Source organism: Paenibacillus sp. PAMC21692 (genome assembly GCF_014303795.1).
Taxonomy (GTDB): domain Bacteria; phylum Bacillota; class Bacilli; order Paenibacillales; family Paenibacillaceae; genus Pristimantibacillus; species Pristimantibacillus agaridevorans.
Window position 1 is genome coordinate 4,557,496 of sequence record NZ_CP060293.1, and the last position, 16,458, is coordinate 4,573,953.

The window sequence follows — 16,458 nt, forward strand, 5'->3', positions numbered from 1 at the left end:
TAGATAACGTAACATGGACGGCTGTCGTAGGCAAACGGCCGTCCTTCTTATATCCGAAAACGGGGAGGAATTTGCGTATGGGTAATGGATGGAATCAGCTCGCATGGAAACGCCGGTTTGACGCAGCTCCGCGATATTACCGGGCGCCGCGCGCTCAATTCGATCGGGACGACGAGACGTTCCTGCGCCGCGAGGAAGCGGTTGGCGATTATCGTATCGTCCTGCTGCAGACGAACAAGTACCGCGAGCGCACGAAACTATTCCGGGTCGAAACGTGGTCGGCCAGTCAAGACGTCGACGCGCCGGTAACCTATTACGAGGAGTCTACGCAAACGGCCGCCGAGATAATATTCGAGCGGATTGTATCGGAACTTACTGAAATCGTTACGGAAGGGGAGACGTGCGAATGAGAAGCCCGCGGTATCTTACGAAGCAAGTATACGTGTATAACGTTGACACGTCCGCCTTCTATACGGATGAAGAAGCAACTCTAGAGGCGGAAATTCGGAAGCTAAAACGAGAGAAGGACGAACTCGATGCGTCGGGAGCGGAGGAAGCGCGGGCCTTACGCGAGCGAATCAAGGAAGCGGATATGGCCTTGCGCGCGAGTATCGACACGTTTGCCGGCGTCCGGGCTCTCCGCGCTGACCGGATGAGCGACAAAGCGATCATATCGCTATTCGAATCGACGTTAACCCGGACGCTCGGCGTGGCGCCTGGTACGGTTACGAAGGACCTAATCATAGTCGAAACGTACTTCCAAAACGTCCTCCGATCGCTAATTATCAATGGATTTACGTACGATGGCGTTAAGTACGTCTGCTTCACTGCCGGCTCCGGGCAAATCCGAGAGAAGAAGACGGTATTTATCCGCGAGGAGGCGTGGATCAAGCACGAAAATACGCTAACGGCCGGCCTTAGTATCGACGCCATCAACGCGCGAGGCGGTACGAATACGAATAAGCTCCTCGCCTATCTCGCGTTGGCAAATTCGGCTACGGAACCATGGCGGAACTTCAGGATCGATCGGGCGATCGTGGTCGATGATATGGAGTTTCCGGTCGAAACGCTCGTTGAATATATCGACGGCGAGACGTTCGATATCACGCGGAAGGTTATGCCGGTAACGATTAACCATACGGACGGCTGCGGTATGATTCTACCACGTAAAAGCCGGAAGAGCTTCATGGTACGGATGCCGTGGATTAAGGGACTACTCGTTCCGTTTCCGTTCGATAAGTTCGCGAAAGAGCGCGGCGGGCAAGTCGTAACGGACATTTACGGCAAAGAATGGGACATCGTGCGCGACGATATCGAGGTCATATTTACACGGAGCCAGTTCAAAATGTGGAAGTTCTATGAGAGCTGGCAGCATTACGTCGGCTGCTTCAAAGAACACGGGTGCCAAGCCGCCAAGCGTGATGAGGAGCCCGATAACTTTGCGCAGGCAGAAATGAATTATCAAATGCTGCAGACGCTACCAGACCTATCCGACGAGGAACTGCGGAGGTTGACCGCGGAAACGGCGCAGGATATCGTTAAAATAGGCAGCGACCGTGATACCATGCTTAACGTAATGGGTGTGACAGTAGCGAATCAAAACAAGGACTACTACCAACAAGCACTCCAAATATACCCCGAGTTGCTGGCGGACGAGTACAGTCGACAGAGGCTAATGGACGTCAAGCGAAGTATCGTGAAGAAGGCGCGATCCGGTAAGTTCAAAATCGATGGCATATTTACTTACATCGTTCCGGATCTGTACGCGTTCTGCGAGTGGCTTTTCTTAGGCGATAAACGACCGAAGGGGCTGCTCGCAGACGGACAAGTATCCTGCAATGTATACGCGGCCGAGACGAAACTGGACTGCCTCCGGAGCCCGCACTTATACCGAGAACACGCCGTCCGGACCAACGTTATCACGGACGATACGCGCCGCTGGTTCAAATCTCACGGGCTGTATACGAGCTGCCATGACGCTATTAGTAAACTCCTGATGTTCGATTGTGACGGAGACAAAGCGTTCGTTATGCGAGACGAGACCCTGATCGCTGCGGCCGAACGGAACATGGCGGGGATCGTACCGCTACACTACGAGATGAAGTCGGCCACGACCGAAATTGTCAGCGGTGAGAGCATTTTTAACGGACTCCGAGCGGCCTACACTGGCGGAAACATCGGTGAGGTGAGCAATAACATATCGAAAATATGGAATAGCGAGAACATCGATCTCGACGCTGTGAAGATTATGTGCTGCTTAAACAACTTCGTCATCGACTACGCCAAAACGTTGTACAAGCCCGAGGTTCCGGACGCTGTAAACGTTAGGATTCGCGAGTTTAAAAGCGCTAAGTTACCGCATTTCTTCCGATATGCGAAGGATAAGGAGGTCGAGAAGGTTGCGCCGACTAACCGGTCAGTCGTGAATCGGTTGAGTACGATTGTCCCGAATCGCCGAATCAACTTCAACGCAGCCAATCTTGGACAATTCAACTACCAGACATTAATGCGGAATAAACGGGTAGCGCTTAAATCTGACGAGGCGCAGGCGATTATCACGAAGTATACGGAATTAGATACGGGAAAATTTATGAAGTCGTTCAAAAAATACGAAGAGGCGGCTATCCCGTATGTATACATGAACATTCGGAATCAAATCCTGGATACGAACTCCAACTTGAATTATGTCGTGGACGTTCTCGTAAAATACTTATACGTAGAGAAAGCGAGCAGCTACAAAACGACGTTATGGTCGAGTTTCGGTGACGTAATCGTGGCAAATCTGCGGAGGAATATCGAAGATGGGCTCGATAACGGCTTCATTCTATGTGCTGATTGCGGGGATCGTGCGCAGCTCGTTAGACAGCGTCAGACTCTATGCGATCCGTGTCAAATGGTGCGAACGAGGGAGAGGAAACGGATTCAAAAACGTCGCGAACGGGCAGCGGTAGTCGCCGTGAGTTAGTACGTAATCCGCGATAGGACGGGCTTTTGCGGTAGTATACGGGGAGTTTAAACGTCAAAAACGCCGGGAATCCGTACGTGGCGCGGGTTTCCGGCTTTTCTACTTATCCGTATTGAAGGGAGAGAAGCAAACCTAAATAACCACAAAAGAGAGGCGAGCTTTTCTTTTTTACCACAAACGTTATATTACCCCTGATAATATACTATCACCCGAAATCGGCTATGTCAAGCCAGTCGATCGGCCGCGGAGGAATTGCCATGAAGTATACCGTAGATAAGCACGGAATCGTCACGGTTATTCAAACGAAAGAAGATCGAAGCACGAACAAGCAAACGCGATAAATCATTATGGAGGCGATATTGGAGTGGATAGACGACAAGAGTTCTGTTTGCGAACGGAAGAGTTTATTAAACGCGTTGTAGATTTCCCACTAATGCGTTCCTTAACGGACGAAGCTTACGGCCGTTTCATCGAGAAAATGGTCATCCTTCTTAGCCGAGAAACGCATCCGAAGCACGTTTACAACTTAAATAAAGACGAAGTGCGCCGTATATTTACGGACGTGCTAACCGATATCACGCAGCCAAAGCGTATAAGCCTGGAGGATAAAAAGGCGTACAGCTACGCCACGCCATTCCGCGAGTACCGGCTAGTCTTCGCAAGATTCAAAAAAGAGGCTCGCGAAATCGCCCGTATGATTCCACTTAGCGTCAACACAATCGGCCGGCTAGATTCGCTGCAGAGGGTAGTCACGCTCGGCGACGCGTCATACATAACGGAATCCGGCGAGGAACGTCCGTGGGAACCGTGGGCACATACGATTAACCTATATGGAGTGGGGGAAACGATCGATGAGCGATAAGTATCTGTTCTGCTACGCGCCGGCTATGTACCAGTTCTTACGCGCGAGGGGTATACGCTATATCTGCGTTGGGGTCAACGAGAGATCCGGCGGCCGATTCTGGCTATTCGAGAAGAATGACGCAGTTAGGATGGCACTGGACGAGTATGGCGCGGATAAGCCTCGTAAGGAGGTGCGCTGACTATGAGTTACGATATCCCTACGTACTATGACGAGGACACAGGCGAATCCCTTATGCTTGTCGATTCTCAGAAGTATAGCGTTATGAGTCACGAGGAGATAGATGCGATCCGTGAGTCTCGTCGGCGCCAAAAGGTGATCGACAACGCCGGAAGCGGCCGAAGCTATGTCGTTTCCTATCACGAACCGATACGAAAGCTAAACGAAATTTTAACGCTTAACGAGATTGGCGTCATTATGAAGCTGATTCCGTACATGAGGTTCGACAGAGCCGGCGAGTTAATGGACGGGAAGCGCCGGATGGGAATCGACGAGATAATGAAGGCGATCGGTAAGTCGCGGCGTTGGACCGTAGAACTAGTAGGAAATTTGGCGAGGTTTGGCGTGCTGGTGGCGGAGAGATCGGGTAAGCGCAACGTATATAACGTTCACGAAAGCTACCATACAATCGGTTCGACGGTTGAGACCGGCCCGTTTACACGCGTATATCAAACGAAGACGCGGGCAGATATAGCGAACGTCTCAATTCAGGCGGCCGGACTACTGTATAAAATGATCCCGTATATTCACTACCACTACCTCTACCTTTGTTGTAATCCGAACGTTCGGAAAGCAGAGGATATCCTCCACCTATCGCAAAATAGGTTCGCGGCCGAAGTAGGAGTGGACGACGACACGGCAAGTCGCGGCATGCAAGAGTTGATACGGGCCGGATTCGTAATGCGATCGGAAGCGTTCGGCGCGAGGATTATACGGATGAATCCTGACGTTATGTTCCGGAAAAGACCGCGAAAGGAATACGACGATTACACGGAGTTTGTCCGTCAGGAGTTTCGCCAAGCTGCGCGCGCTTCCGTAACAGGTGACGCTGGAGAAATCGAGATAGATACGAAGGCACTTCCGTACTAGGTCGTACGGATTTCATCTTATATACTGCATAGCAAACGGATATTCCGTCTTATATACTGCATAGTTGGAAAGTCGCTTCGTCCCAATAACGGCGCGGCTTTTCGGCGTTTTCGTGTAATTCGTCCTCTTATTCTTAGAGAAGGACGGAACGCTGCGGTTCCTATGTTGTAGCGGTATTACAGTAAGCTCACGTTAACTCGGTTCGAGTTGTCGGCGAGCAGGGCGGGGTCATACAACATTACCGTCCTCTTTTAAAACCGAAAGAGGCCGGGACAAGTAAGGCAATGACTATTCTTGGCGTGGGTCCTTTTCCACGACAAGGGGTGAATTGGCGTAGCCAAGAGGGTCCCCTCATCTTGTATGTCCATGGTCAATCACATTGATTGTACGCGGACAAACGTAATAGGAACGGAGGTTGACGTAATAAATGACGAAACAATTAAGCGCGGATCAACTCGTAGCGATCGAATGGCTATCGTTACCGAGAAGAGGCGGTAAGACATACGAAGAGATTGCGGCTATATGCGGTGTTCATCCGAATACGATCGCTAACTGGCGTAAGAACGAAACGTTCCAACGCGAACTAAAGCGTGAGATGGTACGGAAGAACACGGAGCGATTACCGGAGCTGATCGAATCGTTAACGGATATAGCAATTACGGATCGGAACGCAGCGATGGCGAAGCTTGCGCTACAAGTCAGCGGAATGTTGACGGATAAGGTCGAGGTGGAGACGCGTGAGAGCGAAGGTACCGATGTGGAAGCATTGAAGCAACGGTTGATGGCGTTGAAGGCAGCGGGTCACAGCAGCGGAGATGATACGGAATAGGAACGTTATTAGATGTAGGGATACGTAGAGGGAACGTAAGGTAACGTTGTGAATCCGTGTGGAATGGGGCGGATTACTTGCAACGGACCTCTGACGGACGCCTGCCGAGAAATTTTCGAATGCGGCGCGAATATGCCGAAATCCAGCGATGGGATACGTAAAATAGTGCAAATTTCGGCCATATTAGCGGCTCGGCTGACGTTCAGCGAACGGGCGATAACGTCAAGAATGGCGTAACCATGCGGGTTATCGGCGATTTGGGAACGTCCTAGACTATTAGTCAAAATTCGGATTTTGCGCATATGTAGGTTGCGTTAATGCGTTAAAGCATTGACCCCAAGGCACCGACCGCAGGAGGCCGCTTTAGGCGACAGAAAAATCAACATATCAAAATTATCGTTTGAGACTACCAAATGATAGCTTTGTAATATGTAATAATGACGCCAGGCAGGAAAGCAATCCCGGTACCCCAAAGTAAGACTTGAATTGTCATTACCCACAACCACCAAAACGTAGTTCTAATATTTGGGGCTATCCAACGAACAATTTGATTGATAAATACTGCGAGCATGAAGAATGACAATATCGTTGCTAAGCTAGCCGTTGTTGCCATTACAGCACCGTAGTAGCCGGAGATACTGACGTTGTAAATTAAAGACAATACAGTAGGGGTAAATAGTAGACCGGTTACCACGGTTATAACGGTTAATATATTACTTATTATCGCTAGCTTGCCAGTGCCATTCGCGTTATTGAAATCTTGTAAGATATCTCGAAAGAATCTCATTCTATTCCTCCCAAGTAGCTGTCTATACCTAAGTATATCGTTCATTCGTCTTCGATTCGTTAACTCATAATATAAGCCGTCTAAAATCCTCTCAGACGGACGCAAGCATATCCGGAGTATAATCCGGGCTTACCGCCTGCAAGGCCGTCCACTTACGTAGTGAGGCGGTTATTTGACGTGAAATTTACGATCAATATCGCAATGGCCGTAAGGCTGAAAGGAGGCGAATCAATATCGCATGGTCACACGCCGACTCACGTTGGCTCACACGCCAGGATCGCGATACTAAACTAGCGGAATACACGGCGTTAATGGAATCGGCGGCCGATGCGGATATTGATTCGCTGCCTGACGATATCCTACGTGAGCTAGACGCGGCCGCCGCAGTGTACGAACGGCTCGACCGGATCAACCGGGCCGAAGACGACTTATTAACGTTTGCGCTCGAATACTTCTCGGAATACGGTAATCCTGGAAATATCGGTAATTGGGACGGATTTGACGCGGTTAGCGTTGATGATATGCCGGAGTTTCACCGCGAGATCGCTGATATTATGGACGACGTATCCAACAACGAAGTCAACGCGAAAATAGCGGTAGCGGCTCCGCGGTCGCACGCCAAGTCAACGTATCTGTCGAAGGCATTTCCACTCCGGGAAATATGCTACCGCAAACGGAAGTATACGATTCTCATATCGGAGACGCCTACCGTTTCCTCGGGTAACCTCGATTGGATCGCGACGCAATTGAAGCACAACGAAAAGCTCCGGCGCGACTTCGGCCCGTTGCTCTCCGTTAAGCAGCAGGAAAATGTCAAAGATAATTCAGCGGAGTTTATCGCGTCCGAACCGCAGCCTGACGGAACAAAACGGCCGTTAGCGCGAATAGAGGCGGCATCGACCGGACAAGCGCTCCGTGGCCGCAATTGGAACGGCGTACGCCCCGACCTAATCGTATGCGACGACCTCGAAGACAAGCGGAACACGAATACGGAGCTGTTACGGCAGGAAATGCGCGATTGGTTCTCGCAAGTTGTCATCCCGCTCGGCGATCCGAAAGGTAAACGGACGGCGATCGTATACATGGGAACAACGGTCCACCATGACGCACTGCTCGTCCGGATCTTAAAGGAGCGGTCGGACTTCCGGAACCGTGTCTACCGGGCGATCATCGAATGGCCGGAGCGGATGGACTTATGGGAAGCGTGCAGACTCGTATATAAAGATCCGGATCGACCGGTCGCGGAACGTGTTGCGGAAGCCGAGTCGTTATACGAAGCGAATCGAGCCGAAATGGACCGAGGCGCCGTCGTATTGTGGCCGGAAGCGCAGCCGTTATGGCGATTGTTTAAGTGGAAGTGGGACAACGGTTCGAAGGCGTTTAACACGGAGTATATGAACAATCCGATTGACGAAGAGTCAGCCGTATTCCATCCGGACAAGTTTACGTATTGGGACGGCAAGCAGGTCGATTACATGTCGGCCGAATATGACGTATATATGGGCGTTGACTTTGCAATGGGGAAAACGCGGGGAGACTACTCGGCTATCGTTACGGTCGCTCGGAATAGGAAGTCCGGTACGGCCTACGTTATCGATGCGTGGGGCGAGCGGGTACATCCTGACGTATTCCTTCGGGCGATTACCGATAAAGTTGTCCGATATCAGCCGGCTGGGATCGCGGCGGAAGCGCAGGCGGCCCAGGAATTCTTCGTGCAAAAACTGAAACAAGCGCTCACGGCCGCCGGTTATCCCGCGAGAGCCCGCGTCAAAGAGATATATCAGCGTTCGCGTAAAGAGTTACGTATTGAAGCGTTAGCCCCCGACATTGAGTCCGGGGCTATTCAGTTTTCTCGGCGGCATTCGTTATTGCTCGAGCAATTCGAGATGTACGGGACCGGATCGCATGACGACGTGATCGATGCGCTGGAGATGGCCGTAAGCATATCGAAGACTAGCCGGAAGAAAGTACGAAGCAAGCCGGCGGTGTTTTATCGGTAGAGGTCAGGTTATTTGTTGCGATTGACGTTAATTCCGCTTAACCCTATAGCCATAGCCAAAGCATCATCTTGAACTATAACACTTCTTACCTGCTTCTTGTGAAGTCTTTCTATAAGATCGTCTAGTGACAACAGCATCGATTTGGTAGTTTTACCGGACTTGTGGCTTTTGTAAAAGAAATAACCTGCAATGTCGCTTTCAAATACTTGCACTTTTGGCAACACACCGCCTCCTAACTAGAGTTGAATATATCATAGCACCGATTTACGAATCCCAAAATAAGAGAGTTGGTAGGATGTGTCTAAGCTTTTTCAAAAAGGCGCGCAATACCCTCCGGCTGCGGATATAGAGCGCATATCGAAGTATTACCGTGGCCGCACGATATTCGCCGGCAAACAAGCGGAAATTTACGAACGCGCGACGGAGATTCTAAAAGGCACGCCGCATGAAGCGCAGCTCAAGTCGCTCTATATCGCCGTCAACGTAATGGACGTTATGCTCACGAAGCCGGCCGATTTGATGGTAGCGGAACCGCCTACATTCGAATCCGGTAAAGCCGGCGATAGCGCGGAACAGGCTCGTTTAAACGCTATCGTCGAAGAGAATGATCTTACGCAGATGATTCACGAAACGGTTATCGGCGCCGGTTATCGGGGCGACTCGTTTATCAAAACGTACTACGCACCGCGCGCAGACGTAACAATGACAGAGGAGCTTGCGGCTGAGTACGAAGGAATCACGCTGCCGGATACGCCAGCCGAGCCGATTATCGAGGCAGTTGACGCGGCGATCGTGTTTCCGGAATTATCGCGGGGATCGCGTAAGAAATTCGCGGCCGTTAATATCGCGTGGGTCGAATGGGTCGAGGAACCGGCCGGATTCGTAGACTCGAAGCTGGGACGTATGAGTACGGTTGACGTACCGTACCTCAACGTTGAGCGGCACGTTCCGGGATATATTGTTCATGAGCGTTTTAAGCTATCAGAAGCCGGCGTTGTGAACGAGTACGGATATCCGTTGTCTACGTATACGATCGGTGACCGCGTTGCAACCGGCCGAGCGTCCGATATCGAACCGACAGGGATTCCGCAATTACTCGTCCATCACATACCGTACAAAACGACCGATGATGATTGGCGTGGAATCAGCGGTGTCGAGAAGATAGAATCCGTCCTGGCCGCGATTAACGACCGGCTTGTCCAGATCGACTATATCTTATGGAAGCATTCGGACCCGATTGCCTACGGGCCCGACGACATAGGCGACGACGACAGCGATGAGCCGAATGCGGTACGGTGGGGCGGCAAGTATATTCCCGTCGGCAAAGAGGATCAGATTCCGGGATATATGGTATGGAACGGGCAACTCGACGCGGCATTTAAGGAACTCGATATTTTACTCGGCCTCGTATTCCAAATGTCCGAAACGCCGCAGTGGCTATTCGGTACGACGTTGTCCTCCGATAAGGGTGGAACTGGTACGTCGCACACGGACGGGGGCGCCATCAAAGCACGGTTCATGCCGATACTGACAAAGGTTAAGCGTATCCGACATCACGTCGACAAGGTGGTCCGCGACGCACTATGGACGGCGATGCAACTCGAAAATGCCGCGAACGCCGGCGTAGAGGGCTACCGGCCGTATGACGCGGTTTATCCGAAGATAACGTGGCATGACGGTATCCCACGCGATGAAAAGGCGGAAGCAGAGGTATACGCGATCCGGACCGGTAACAAACCAACCGTCGACGTTAAGTCCGCTATTAAACGTATGGATGGGCTTGATGATACGCAAGCTGACGTAATTCTAACGCGAATAGACGACGACGAAGCGCGGGTGAATGGAACAGTTTACAGCAGCGTGTTTAACGAGGTTGTCGTTTAATGGCTACGTTTGAAAACGAAATCGCCGTCCTCGTCGCGGCTTATAAAGAAGCGATCAAACGGATTCGGGCGGAACTTTTATCGCTTGATATTATGGAGATGTCCCGAGCACACACGGAAGCCGCTCTCCGCGAGGTTGCGCGAATCCTTGCGTCGCTTAACGAAGAGTCGGCCGCCTGGGTCGCGAAATACGTACCGGAAGCCGGAACCGCCGGCGTCGTCGATACGCTGGTCGCGCTTGGCGTCGCCGAGTCCCGGAAAGCCGCGGCTGATATCGCGAAGTTTAATCGTATGAATAGTCGATACGTCAACGCGGTTATTGCCGATACGCAGGCGGATTTGCTAGCAGTAACGCAAAATGTTGACCGACGAGTTCGCGCTGCTATCCGACAGGTTACCGCCGAATCGATGCGTGCGAATATGGCAGCCGGCATTAACGGTCGACGGACGATCAATCGGGATACACTAGCCGGCATGCGGAAGGCACTAGGCGACGCGGTTGATACCGGAATAATTGACGCGGCAGGGCGCCGTTGGAAGCCGGAAACATACGTCGACATGGTGACACGTACGAAACTGGCGGAAACGGAACGGCAGACGGCAATGAACGAAGCCGTACAACGCAGTGCACTTTACGGAATCATATCGAGTCACGGTGCGACGGACGCCTGCCGGAACTATGAGCGGCTTATCGTTAAACTCGTACCGGATGCGCCGGGCGATTACCGTTATATTGGCGACTTACCGCGCCGGGAGATATTTCATCCGAATTGTCGCCATCAAGTTACGGCATTGCGTGACCCGGACCGCGTACTTGGCGAATCACGGACAGAGCCCGGAAACGCTCCGATTGAAAAATAATATTCAACGCTATTGGACCTACGATACGTCCTTAAACTGACGGATATTGGCGACGGCCATTAAACGGAGGTATGACGAATGAATGACGTAACAAAACGTAAGTATAGATTGCCGTTAAATTTGCAGATGTTTGCGGAAGGCGATCCGGAACCAACGCCAAATCCCGATCCAACGCCGCCGGAGCCGAAAACGGTCACGATGACGCAGGACGAACTCGACGCGTTGATTGGCCGCGAGAAGGCGAAGGCGAAGAAACCGTACGCGGATTACGACGAACTGAAAACGAAGCTTGCCGGACTTGAATCCGCGGAAGCTGAACGTACGAAAGCGGCTATGACGGAGGCTGAACGATTGCAGGCGGAACTCGCCGACGAGCGAAGGAAGCGTGAGGAATCGGAGAGTAAAACGTCAGGTCGGCTGATTAAGTCGGAGTTTAGAGCGCTAGCGAAAGAAAGCGGAATCCGTGCGGATGCTATCGAAGATGCCTTTAAATTGGCCGATATGACAAGCGTAAAGGTTAGTGATGAGGGTGATGTTGAAGGCGTAGCAGACGTGATTAAAACACTGCTCGAATCAAAACCATATCTCGCGGAAACAGCGAAGCCGGCGCCTCGCCCAATCGGCGGACCTGCCGGTGGGGACCCAAAACCGGAGAAGACGAAGGAAAAGCGATTATCAGAAGCAGCGGATAGGGCGCGCAAATCCGGACGTTTGGAAGACAAGGTTGCTTATGCGAGCCTCAAAGCAGAATTGAATAAATAAGCCGAAGGCCGAGCAATGGGGCCTTTTTGTTATACCCAAAATTATCCTTACAGGGGGAATTACCTACCATGCCAAAGATTTATGATTCGTCTCTTGTCGGTAAACGCGAGTCTGTAGTAGACGAGATTCTACTTCTCACCCCAATGCAGACTCCTCTATTGAACGCGCTGGGCTTTGCGGCTCCAGTATCGCAAGTTGAACACATTTGGTACGAAGACGAGACGTTTGCTACTGAGTCGGTAACAACGGCATCCGCTCTTATCGACGCAACAGCCGTTGTAGTCGCGGACGTTGAGCCTTTCCGTGTCGGCTCCGTTATTAAGATCGGCGAAGAGCTGCTATACGTTTCCGGCGTTAACGCTGGTACTAAAACGCTGACAGTTACCCGCGGATATGCTTCGACTACGGCAGCAGCTATCGCAAACGCCGCGAAGGTTGAATTTATGTTCGTTGAGGGCACGGAAGGCGCTGACGCTCGCGCAGCTCGTTACAAAGCGCGCGTACGTAAGTCCAATCTGACGCAAATTTTCGATGACTCGATCGAGATCTCCGGTACGGCGCAGGCGGTTACACAATACGGCATTGACGACTTGTACGAGTACGAGAAGCAAAAGAAGCAACTCGAACTGGCGCTGCAGCTTGAAAAAGCACTGATCAACGGCGTTTCGTACGAGTCCGGCGAGGTTCGTCAAATGAAAGGCATCCGCCAATGGATTACAACTAACGTAACGAACGTAGCTGGCGCGCTGACGTTGGGAGCGATTAATACGCTGGCCCAAGCAGTCTATAACGCGGGTGGATTCGCAACTGGCGGCGATTACAAGATTATGGTCGGGGCAAAACAGAAGATCGCGCTTTCCGGACTGGATGCGAATAAAATCGTAATCGAACGAGCGGAAAACGCCCGTGGTCAAGTTGTAGAGCGTATCGTTACGGACTTCGGTGCGTTCGATATCGTTTTGAACCAAAACCTCGCGGCCGACGAATTGATTCTTACGGACGCTAACCGTATGACTATCAAACCGCTGAACACGCGCGAATTCGGTCACACGTACCTGGGCGTTAAAGGCGATTACACGACCGGCATGCTCGTAGGCGAGTACACGCTGGAGTTCCGTCAGGAGAAAGCGCACGGTCGTCTGAAAGGATTGTCGTAATAATGGCGAAATTCGAGTCGCCGCGCTATCCGGAACTCGGATTTTACGTAAACGGAGGCTTCCGCAAATTTAGCGGCGGCCTCTATGTTACGGACGAACCGGCCGATATCGCGGTATTGGACGCTTTATCTGATGCGCGACGAGTTGACGAAGGAGTACCGGCACCCGAGCCGGAAGTAGTACCGGAGGATAAACCGAAGCAGCTCGCCAAAGGACGCAAGCCCTCCGTTAAATAAAGCAGAGGAGGCGGAATATGGCGATTACAATACCGAACGCGGATACGTACATTAACGCGAACTGTATCGATATTGAGGATTGGACGGACTCGGACGAGGCGAAAAAACAACGGATACTCAACGTCGCCGATCGGAAGCTGACGACCAAATACGCGCAGTATACGATACCTGACACGGCGGTTTACGAGTACGCGAACGAATTAGCAACGGCGTTTAACGATACGAACCGGTTGCAGCAACAAGGCGTCGCATCGTTCGGATTGACGGGAGTCGCTAATTTTACGTTTAAGGATTGGGCTAAATCCGGTCTCGACGCGTGGATTAGCGATACTGTGCTCGACTTGATATCGGAGGCCAATGGTGGCGTTAAGCTATCCAGGCGTGAAACGAAATGGACCGTCCTATGACCGGAGGTGTGATATAACATGGCGTTAATACCGCTGAAACAAACGATCACCGTTTATCCGCCTGGTAATGACGATCCGTGGAACCCGGTCCCAACTGTCCCATTTACGTTGCGCTGCCGGTTCCAAGAAGGAGTCGAAGTTGTTACGGATGAGCACGGCCGCGAAGTCGTATCGTCGGCGCAGATATTTTTCGATAAGTTTCCTGACATCACCGCCGCGCACACGTTCCGCTATACGGACGAGTCCGAAATCGAGCGCTCCTATGACGTTGCGAGCATAGGACGTAAGCGTTGGCTGAACGGCAAAGCGATTCTAACGGTGGTGTACGTAAAATGACGAATACAAACGGGATCTCGATTGATACGTCCGGGTTTGTCGCCTGGACTACGCAGGTGGAAGCGCGAGCCCGGCGCGGTGCCCGAAACGGAGTGTATGACGGAACGCAGGCGATACACGACGCAAGCCGACAACTGGCACCGCTCGAAAAGGGTACGCTCCGACGCGAAAGTTGGACGGAATATTCGGAAACGTCCGATACGATATCAGGCGAAATTTACTACAGCGCGACCGAAGACGGTAAGTCTGGCCGGTTTAATTACGCGTTGTGGTTGCACGAGTTCGGCGGGAAGACTTCGTTTGCGAATCCGACAACGCCGGGCACGCAACCGAAGTATCTCGAACAGCCCGTCAAGCAGCACGCGGACAAAGTATACGGCTGGATTGCGGACGAAATCCGGAAGGAGTTGGGGTTATAACGTGTTTACTATCGCGGAACTAAAATCATACGTCGAGTCCGTCGTACCGTACACGTACTATCACAACGAATTTCCGAGTTCGGCCGGCGACAACGCAGCGTATGTCCGCATATTCGGAGGGTACGCGCCAAGCCAATGGTTGCCTACACGACGGCCGTCGTTCCAAATTATCGTGCGTAACAAGTCGGGGCCGGCGGCCGAATCGAAAGCATACGAGTTATACGACGCATTCCACCGGCGGGCATCATACGTAATCGGCACGCAGCGTATCGTAGCATCATTCGCTGACCAATCCGCGCCATTGTATCTCGGACTCGATGAAAATAACCGCCCTACGTACTCCGTTAACTTTACGGCGACGTTAGTAGACGGGCAGAACATCTAATTTAATAATGGCAACGTTTAGGCTACGTCAATCTGGCGTGGCCTTTTTGCGTTGACCACATGAGGAGGCAATTCAATGGCAGTAGATGCAAACAAGATCGCGCTGGGTCCAGCACGCGTAACATTCGACTTTGGCGGTACATCTCCCGTCGTATTCGAGCAAACGCAGGGCGGAGTAGTCCTCACGTACGAGGAGACGACACGGGATATTCCGATTGATCAGCTTGGCACAACGGCAGCGGACGTAATTATCACGGGCCGGACTGCTTCGGTTGCGGTACCGATTGCCGAACGTGATCTCGAAAAGCTTTCGAAGATCATTCCTGGCGCGGTTCTCGTAACGGACGGAGCGGACCCGACAAAACAACGCGTCGACGTAAGCGCGGCCGTAGTTGCGCGGCTGTTCCCGTTCGCGAAGAAAGTAAAAATCGAACCGCTCGATATTTACGCTACGCCGGCCGATACGGTCATTCTCCACAAAGCGGCTCCGCAGTCCAATCTCAATTACACGTACTCGTACGATAACGAACTCATCACGAATACTACGTTCCGCGCGTTTCCGGATACAGCGCAAGACGGTTTGCTTATCTCGTTTGGTGATCCGGACGCCGACGCAGACGCAACTCCTTAATCAACGCTTACAGACGGTCCTTAACGGGGCCGTCTTCGTTTTTATCCGACACGATACGGATTGGAGATGAAAATTAACGTGCTATCACGCTTATTTAATAAATCGGCGGACTATACGGTTCTCGCCGGTAAGTCCGTCAAGATCCCGAAACTGACGCCGTCAAAGTTTAAGGAGTTGCTCGAACGGGTCGAAACGCTGCCTGCGATTATCCAGACTGTTTTTGCGGATCGTGACGTCGATTCCGCTATCGCAACTTTGATCACGGGACTATATCGCGGCATGGACGAGATTGCCGATATCCTCGCCGTGCTGTCCGGCCTAGAACGTGATGAGATAGCGGCGGAAGCGGATGCGGTCGAGATCAGCGAATTTATCCGGGCGACGCTCGAAAAGAACGATTTGCAGCGCGCGCTAAAAAACTTCCGAGCCGTCCTCGGTCACTTCCGGGCGAGTCCGGTGCCAACGGACGGCATTTAACGTTAGACGAATTTTTAACGCAGACAGCCGTAAGGCTCAACGTAAGCCAGCACGTTATCGAAACGGAATATTACCTCGTCGATTTGCCGGGCTTGCTTCGATATAAAGCGGCTACGTTAGCGGCGGATCGTTTGATGGCGTTAAGCATCGCGACTATCAGCCAAACAACGGACAAGGACGCGCGCGAGCGGTTTGTTAACGGACTACGCGCAGATATAGACGTGCACGGCGACGGTGAGACGAAGGAACCGGGACTCGACCGCTCAGCGTTGGCGGAGCTACGGAATAAGCTCGGAAGGAGGTAACGACAATTAACTACAGTCAAGGTACGGCAGCAGCGCAGGTCGGCGCAATTAAGGCGCGACTCGACCTC

Annotated in this window: 20 protein-coding genes; 18 read left to right on the forward strand and 2 right to left on the reverse strand. The window is 51.9% G+C overall.

The annotated features are described in order from the left end of the window. The first annotated feature begins 77 nt into the window (after nucleotides 1–77). From H7F31_RS17975 to H7F31_RS17995, 5 genes are all read left to right on the forward strand, one after another. Nucleotides 78–410 (forward strand): hypothetical protein, encoded by a 333-nt coding sequence (locus tag H7F31_RS17975; protein ID WP_187099896.1) that lies wholly within the window; start codon nucleotides 78–80, stop codon nucleotides 408–410. Continuing rightward, entirely contained in the window at nucleotides 407–2,965 is a 2,559-nt protein-coding gene (locus H7F31_RS17980) for a hypothetical protein (RefSeq protein ID WP_222622713.1), read from the forward strand. Before H7F31_RS17975 ends, H7F31_RS17980 begins: the two co-directional genes overlap by 4 nt. 364 nt (nucleotides 2,966–3,329) lie before the next feature. Then, complete coding sequence (locus tag H7F31_RS17985; protein WP_187099897.1) at nucleotides 3,330–3,827, forward strand: hypothetical protein; 498 nt, start codon at nucleotides 3,330–3,332, stop codon at nucleotides 3,825–3,827. A 183-nt stretch (nucleotides 3,828–4,010) separates the two neighbouring features. After that, on the forward strand, nucleotides 4,011–4,916 hold the full coding sequence (locus H7F31_RS17990) for a helix-turn-helix domain-containing protein (protein ID WP_187099898.1): 906 nt from the start codon (nucleotides 4,011–4,013) through the stop codon (nucleotides 4,914–4,916). 427 nt (nucleotides 4,917–5,343) lie between these two features. Continuing rightward, the gene (locus tag H7F31_RS17995; RefSeq protein ID WP_187099899.1) at nucleotides 5,344–5,745 is read left to right on the forward strand and encodes a helix-turn-helix domain-containing protein; all 402 of its coding nucleotides are present in this window, start codon (nucleotides 5,344–5,346) and stop codon (nucleotides 5,743–5,745) included. 406 nt (nucleotides 5,746–6,151) lie between these two features. On the opposite strand, the gene H7F31_RS18000 is transcribed toward H7F31_RS17995, so the two are convergent. Then, on the reverse strand, nucleotides 6,152–6,532 hold the full coding sequence (locus H7F31_RS18000; protein ID WP_187099900.1) for a hypothetical protein: 381 nt from the start codon (nucleotides 6,530–6,532) through the stop codon (nucleotides 6,152–6,154). 311 nt (nucleotides 6,533–6,843) lie between these two features. On the opposite strand from H7F31_RS18000, the gene terL reads away from it, so the two are divergent. Further along, nucleotides 6,844–8,532 (forward strand): phage terminase large subunit, encoded by a 1,689-nt coding sequence (gene terL, locus H7F31_RS18005; RefSeq protein ID WP_261800037.1) that lies wholly within the window; start codon nucleotides 6,844–6,846, stop codon nucleotides 8,530–8,532. 8 nt (nucleotides 8,533–8,540) lie between these two features. Here the strand turns inward: terL and H7F31_RS18010 are convergent, their stop codons facing one another. Next, nucleotides 8,541–8,753 carry a hypothetical protein gene (locus H7F31_RS18010; protein ID WP_187099901.1) on the reverse strand — a complete coding sequence of 71 codons (213 nt, stop codon included), beginning with the start codon at nucleotides 8,751–8,753 and terminating at the stop codon, nucleotides 8,541–8,543. Between the two features lie 76 nt (nucleotides 8,754–8,829). Here H7F31_RS18010 and H7F31_RS18015 point away from each other — a divergent pair, with 76 nt between their 5' ends. The 12 genes from H7F31_RS18015 (at nucleotide 8,830) to H7F31_RS18070 (ending at nucleotide 16,390) form a co-directional block, all read left to right on the forward strand. Further along, nucleotides 8,830–10,416, forward strand: coding sequence for a portal protein (locus tag H7F31_RS18015; RefSeq protein WP_261800038.1), 1,587 nt, complete (start codon nucleotides 8,830–8,832; stop codon nucleotides 10,414–10,416). Beyond that, nucleotides 10,416–11,276: a phage minor capsid protein gene (locus tag H7F31_RS18020; protein WP_187099902.1), complete on the forward strand. Its 861-nt coding sequence runs from the start codon at nucleotides 10,416–10,418 to the stop codon at nucleotides 11,274–11,276. Before H7F31_RS18015 ends, H7F31_RS18020 begins: the two co-directional genes overlap by 1 nt. Before the next feature lie 78 nt (nucleotides 11,277–11,354). Next, nucleotides 11,355–12,038 (forward strand): phage scaffolding protein, encoded by a 684-nt coding sequence (locus H7F31_RS18025; RefSeq protein ID WP_187099903.1) that lies wholly within the window; start codon nucleotides 11,355–11,357, stop codon nucleotides 12,036–12,038. A 68-nt stretch (nucleotides 12,039–12,106) separates the two neighbouring features. After that, nucleotides 12,107–13,195: an SU10 major capsid protein gene (locus tag H7F31_RS18030; RefSeq protein ID WP_187099904.1), complete on the forward strand. Its 1,089-nt coding sequence runs from the start codon at nucleotides 12,107–12,109 to the stop codon at nucleotides 13,193–13,195. 2 nt (nucleotides 13,196–13,197) lie between these two features. Then, nucleotides 13,198–13,431: a hypothetical protein gene (locus H7F31_RS18035; RefSeq protein WP_187099905.1), complete on the forward strand. Its 234-nt coding sequence runs from the start codon at nucleotides 13,198–13,200 to the stop codon at nucleotides 13,429–13,431. A 17-nt stretch (nucleotides 13,432–13,448) separates the two neighbouring features. Then, nucleotides 13,449–13,838: a hypothetical protein gene (locus H7F31_RS18040; RefSeq protein ID WP_187099906.1), complete on the forward strand. Its 390-nt coding sequence runs from the start codon at nucleotides 13,449–13,451 to the stop codon at nucleotides 13,836–13,838. Nucleotides 13,839–13,856: 18 nt separating this feature from the next. Continuing rightward, entirely contained in the window at nucleotides 13,857–14,174 is a 318-nt protein-coding gene (locus H7F31_RS18045) for a hypothetical protein (RefSeq protein ID WP_187099907.1), read from the forward strand. Next, on the forward strand, nucleotides 14,171–14,593 hold the full coding sequence (locus H7F31_RS18050) for a hypothetical protein (protein WP_187099908.1): 423 nt from the start codon (nucleotides 14,171–14,173) through the stop codon (nucleotides 14,591–14,593). The genes H7F31_RS18045 and H7F31_RS18050 overlap by 4 nt, the downstream gene beginning before the upstream one ends. A gap of 1 nt (nucleotide 14,594) precedes the next feature. Continuing rightward, entirely contained in the window at nucleotides 14,595–14,978 is a 384-nt protein-coding gene (locus H7F31_RS18055; RefSeq protein WP_187099909.1) for a minor capsid protein, read from the forward strand. Between the two features lie 75 nt (nucleotides 14,979–15,053). Continuing rightward, complete coding sequence (locus tag H7F31_RS18060; protein ID WP_187099910.1) at nucleotides 15,054–15,608, forward strand: hypothetical protein; 555 nt, start codon at nucleotides 15,054–15,056, stop codon at nucleotides 15,606–15,608. Between the two features lie 78 nt (nucleotides 15,609–15,686). After that, the gene (locus tag H7F31_RS18065) at nucleotides 15,687–16,085 is read left to right on the forward strand and encodes a hypothetical protein (RefSeq protein WP_187099911.1); all 399 of its coding nucleotides are present in this window, start codon (nucleotides 15,687–15,689) and stop codon (nucleotides 16,083–16,085) included. Between the two features lie 134 nt (nucleotides 16,086–16,219). Beyond that, a complete protein-coding gene (locus tag H7F31_RS18070) occupies nucleotides 16,220–16,390 on the forward strand; it encodes a hypothetical protein (protein WP_187099912.1) in 171 nt (56 codons plus the stop codon). Nucleotides 16,391–16,458: the final 68 nt, after the last annotated feature.

Bases quoted from the DNA above. Each gene is read 5' to 3' on its own strand.
- H7F31_RS17975 (WP_187099896.1), top strand. From the start codon at position 78: ATGGGTAATGGATGGAATCAGCTCGCATGGAAACGCCGGTTTGACGCA.
- H7F31_RS17980 (WP_222622713.1), top strand. From the start codon at position 407: ATGAGAAGCCCGCGGTATCTTACGAAGCAAGTATACGTGTATAACGTT.
- H7F31_RS17990 (WP_187099898.1), top strand. From the start codon at position 4,011: ATGAGTTACGATATCCCTACGTACTATGACGAGGACACAGGCGAATCC.
- H7F31_RS17995 (WP_187099899.1), top strand. From the start codon at position 5,344: ATGACGAAACAATTAAGCGCGGATCAACTCGTAGCGATCGAATGGCTA.
- H7F31_RS18000 (WP_187099900.1), bottom strand. From the start codon at position 6,532: ATGAGATTCTTTCGAGATATCTTACAAGATTTCAATAACGCGAATGGC.
- terL (WP_261800037.1), top strand. From the start codon at position 6,844: ATGGAATCGGCGGCCGATGCGGATATTGATTCGCTGCCTGACGATATC.
- H7F31_RS18020 (WP_187099902.1), top strand. From the start codon at position 10,416: ATGGCTACGTTTGAAAACGAAATCGCCGTCCTCGTCGCGGCTTATAAA.
- H7F31_RS18025 (WP_187099903.1), top strand. From the start codon at position 11,355: ATGAATGACGTAACAAAACGTAAGTATAGATTGCCGTTAAATTTGCAG.
- H7F31_RS18030 (WP_187099904.1), top strand. From the start codon at position 12,107: ATGCCAAAGATTTATGATTCGTCTCTTGTCGGTAAACGCGAGTCTGTA.
- H7F31_RS18035 (WP_187099905.1), top strand. From the start codon at position 13,198: ATGGCGAAATTCGAGTCGCCGCGCTATCCGGAACTCGGATTTTACGTA.
- H7F31_RS18040 (WP_187099906.1), top strand. From the start codon at position 13,449: ATGGCGATTACAATACCGAACGCGGATACGTACATTAACGCGAACTGT.
- H7F31_RS18045 (WP_187099907.1), top strand. From the start codon at position 13,857: ATGGCGTTAATACCGCTGAAACAAACGATCACCGTTTATCCGCCTGGT.
- H7F31_RS18050 (WP_187099908.1), top strand. From the start codon at position 14,171: ATGACGAATACAAACGGGATCTCGATTGATACGTCCGGGTTTGTCGCC.
- H7F31_RS18060 (WP_187099910.1), top strand. From the start codon at position 15,054: ATGGCAGTAGATGCAAACAAGATCGCGCTGGGTCCAGCACGCGTAACA.
- H7F31_RS18070 (WP_187099912.1), top strand. From the start codon at position 16,220: ATGGCGTTAAGCATCGCGACTATCAGCCAAACAACGGACAAGGACGCG.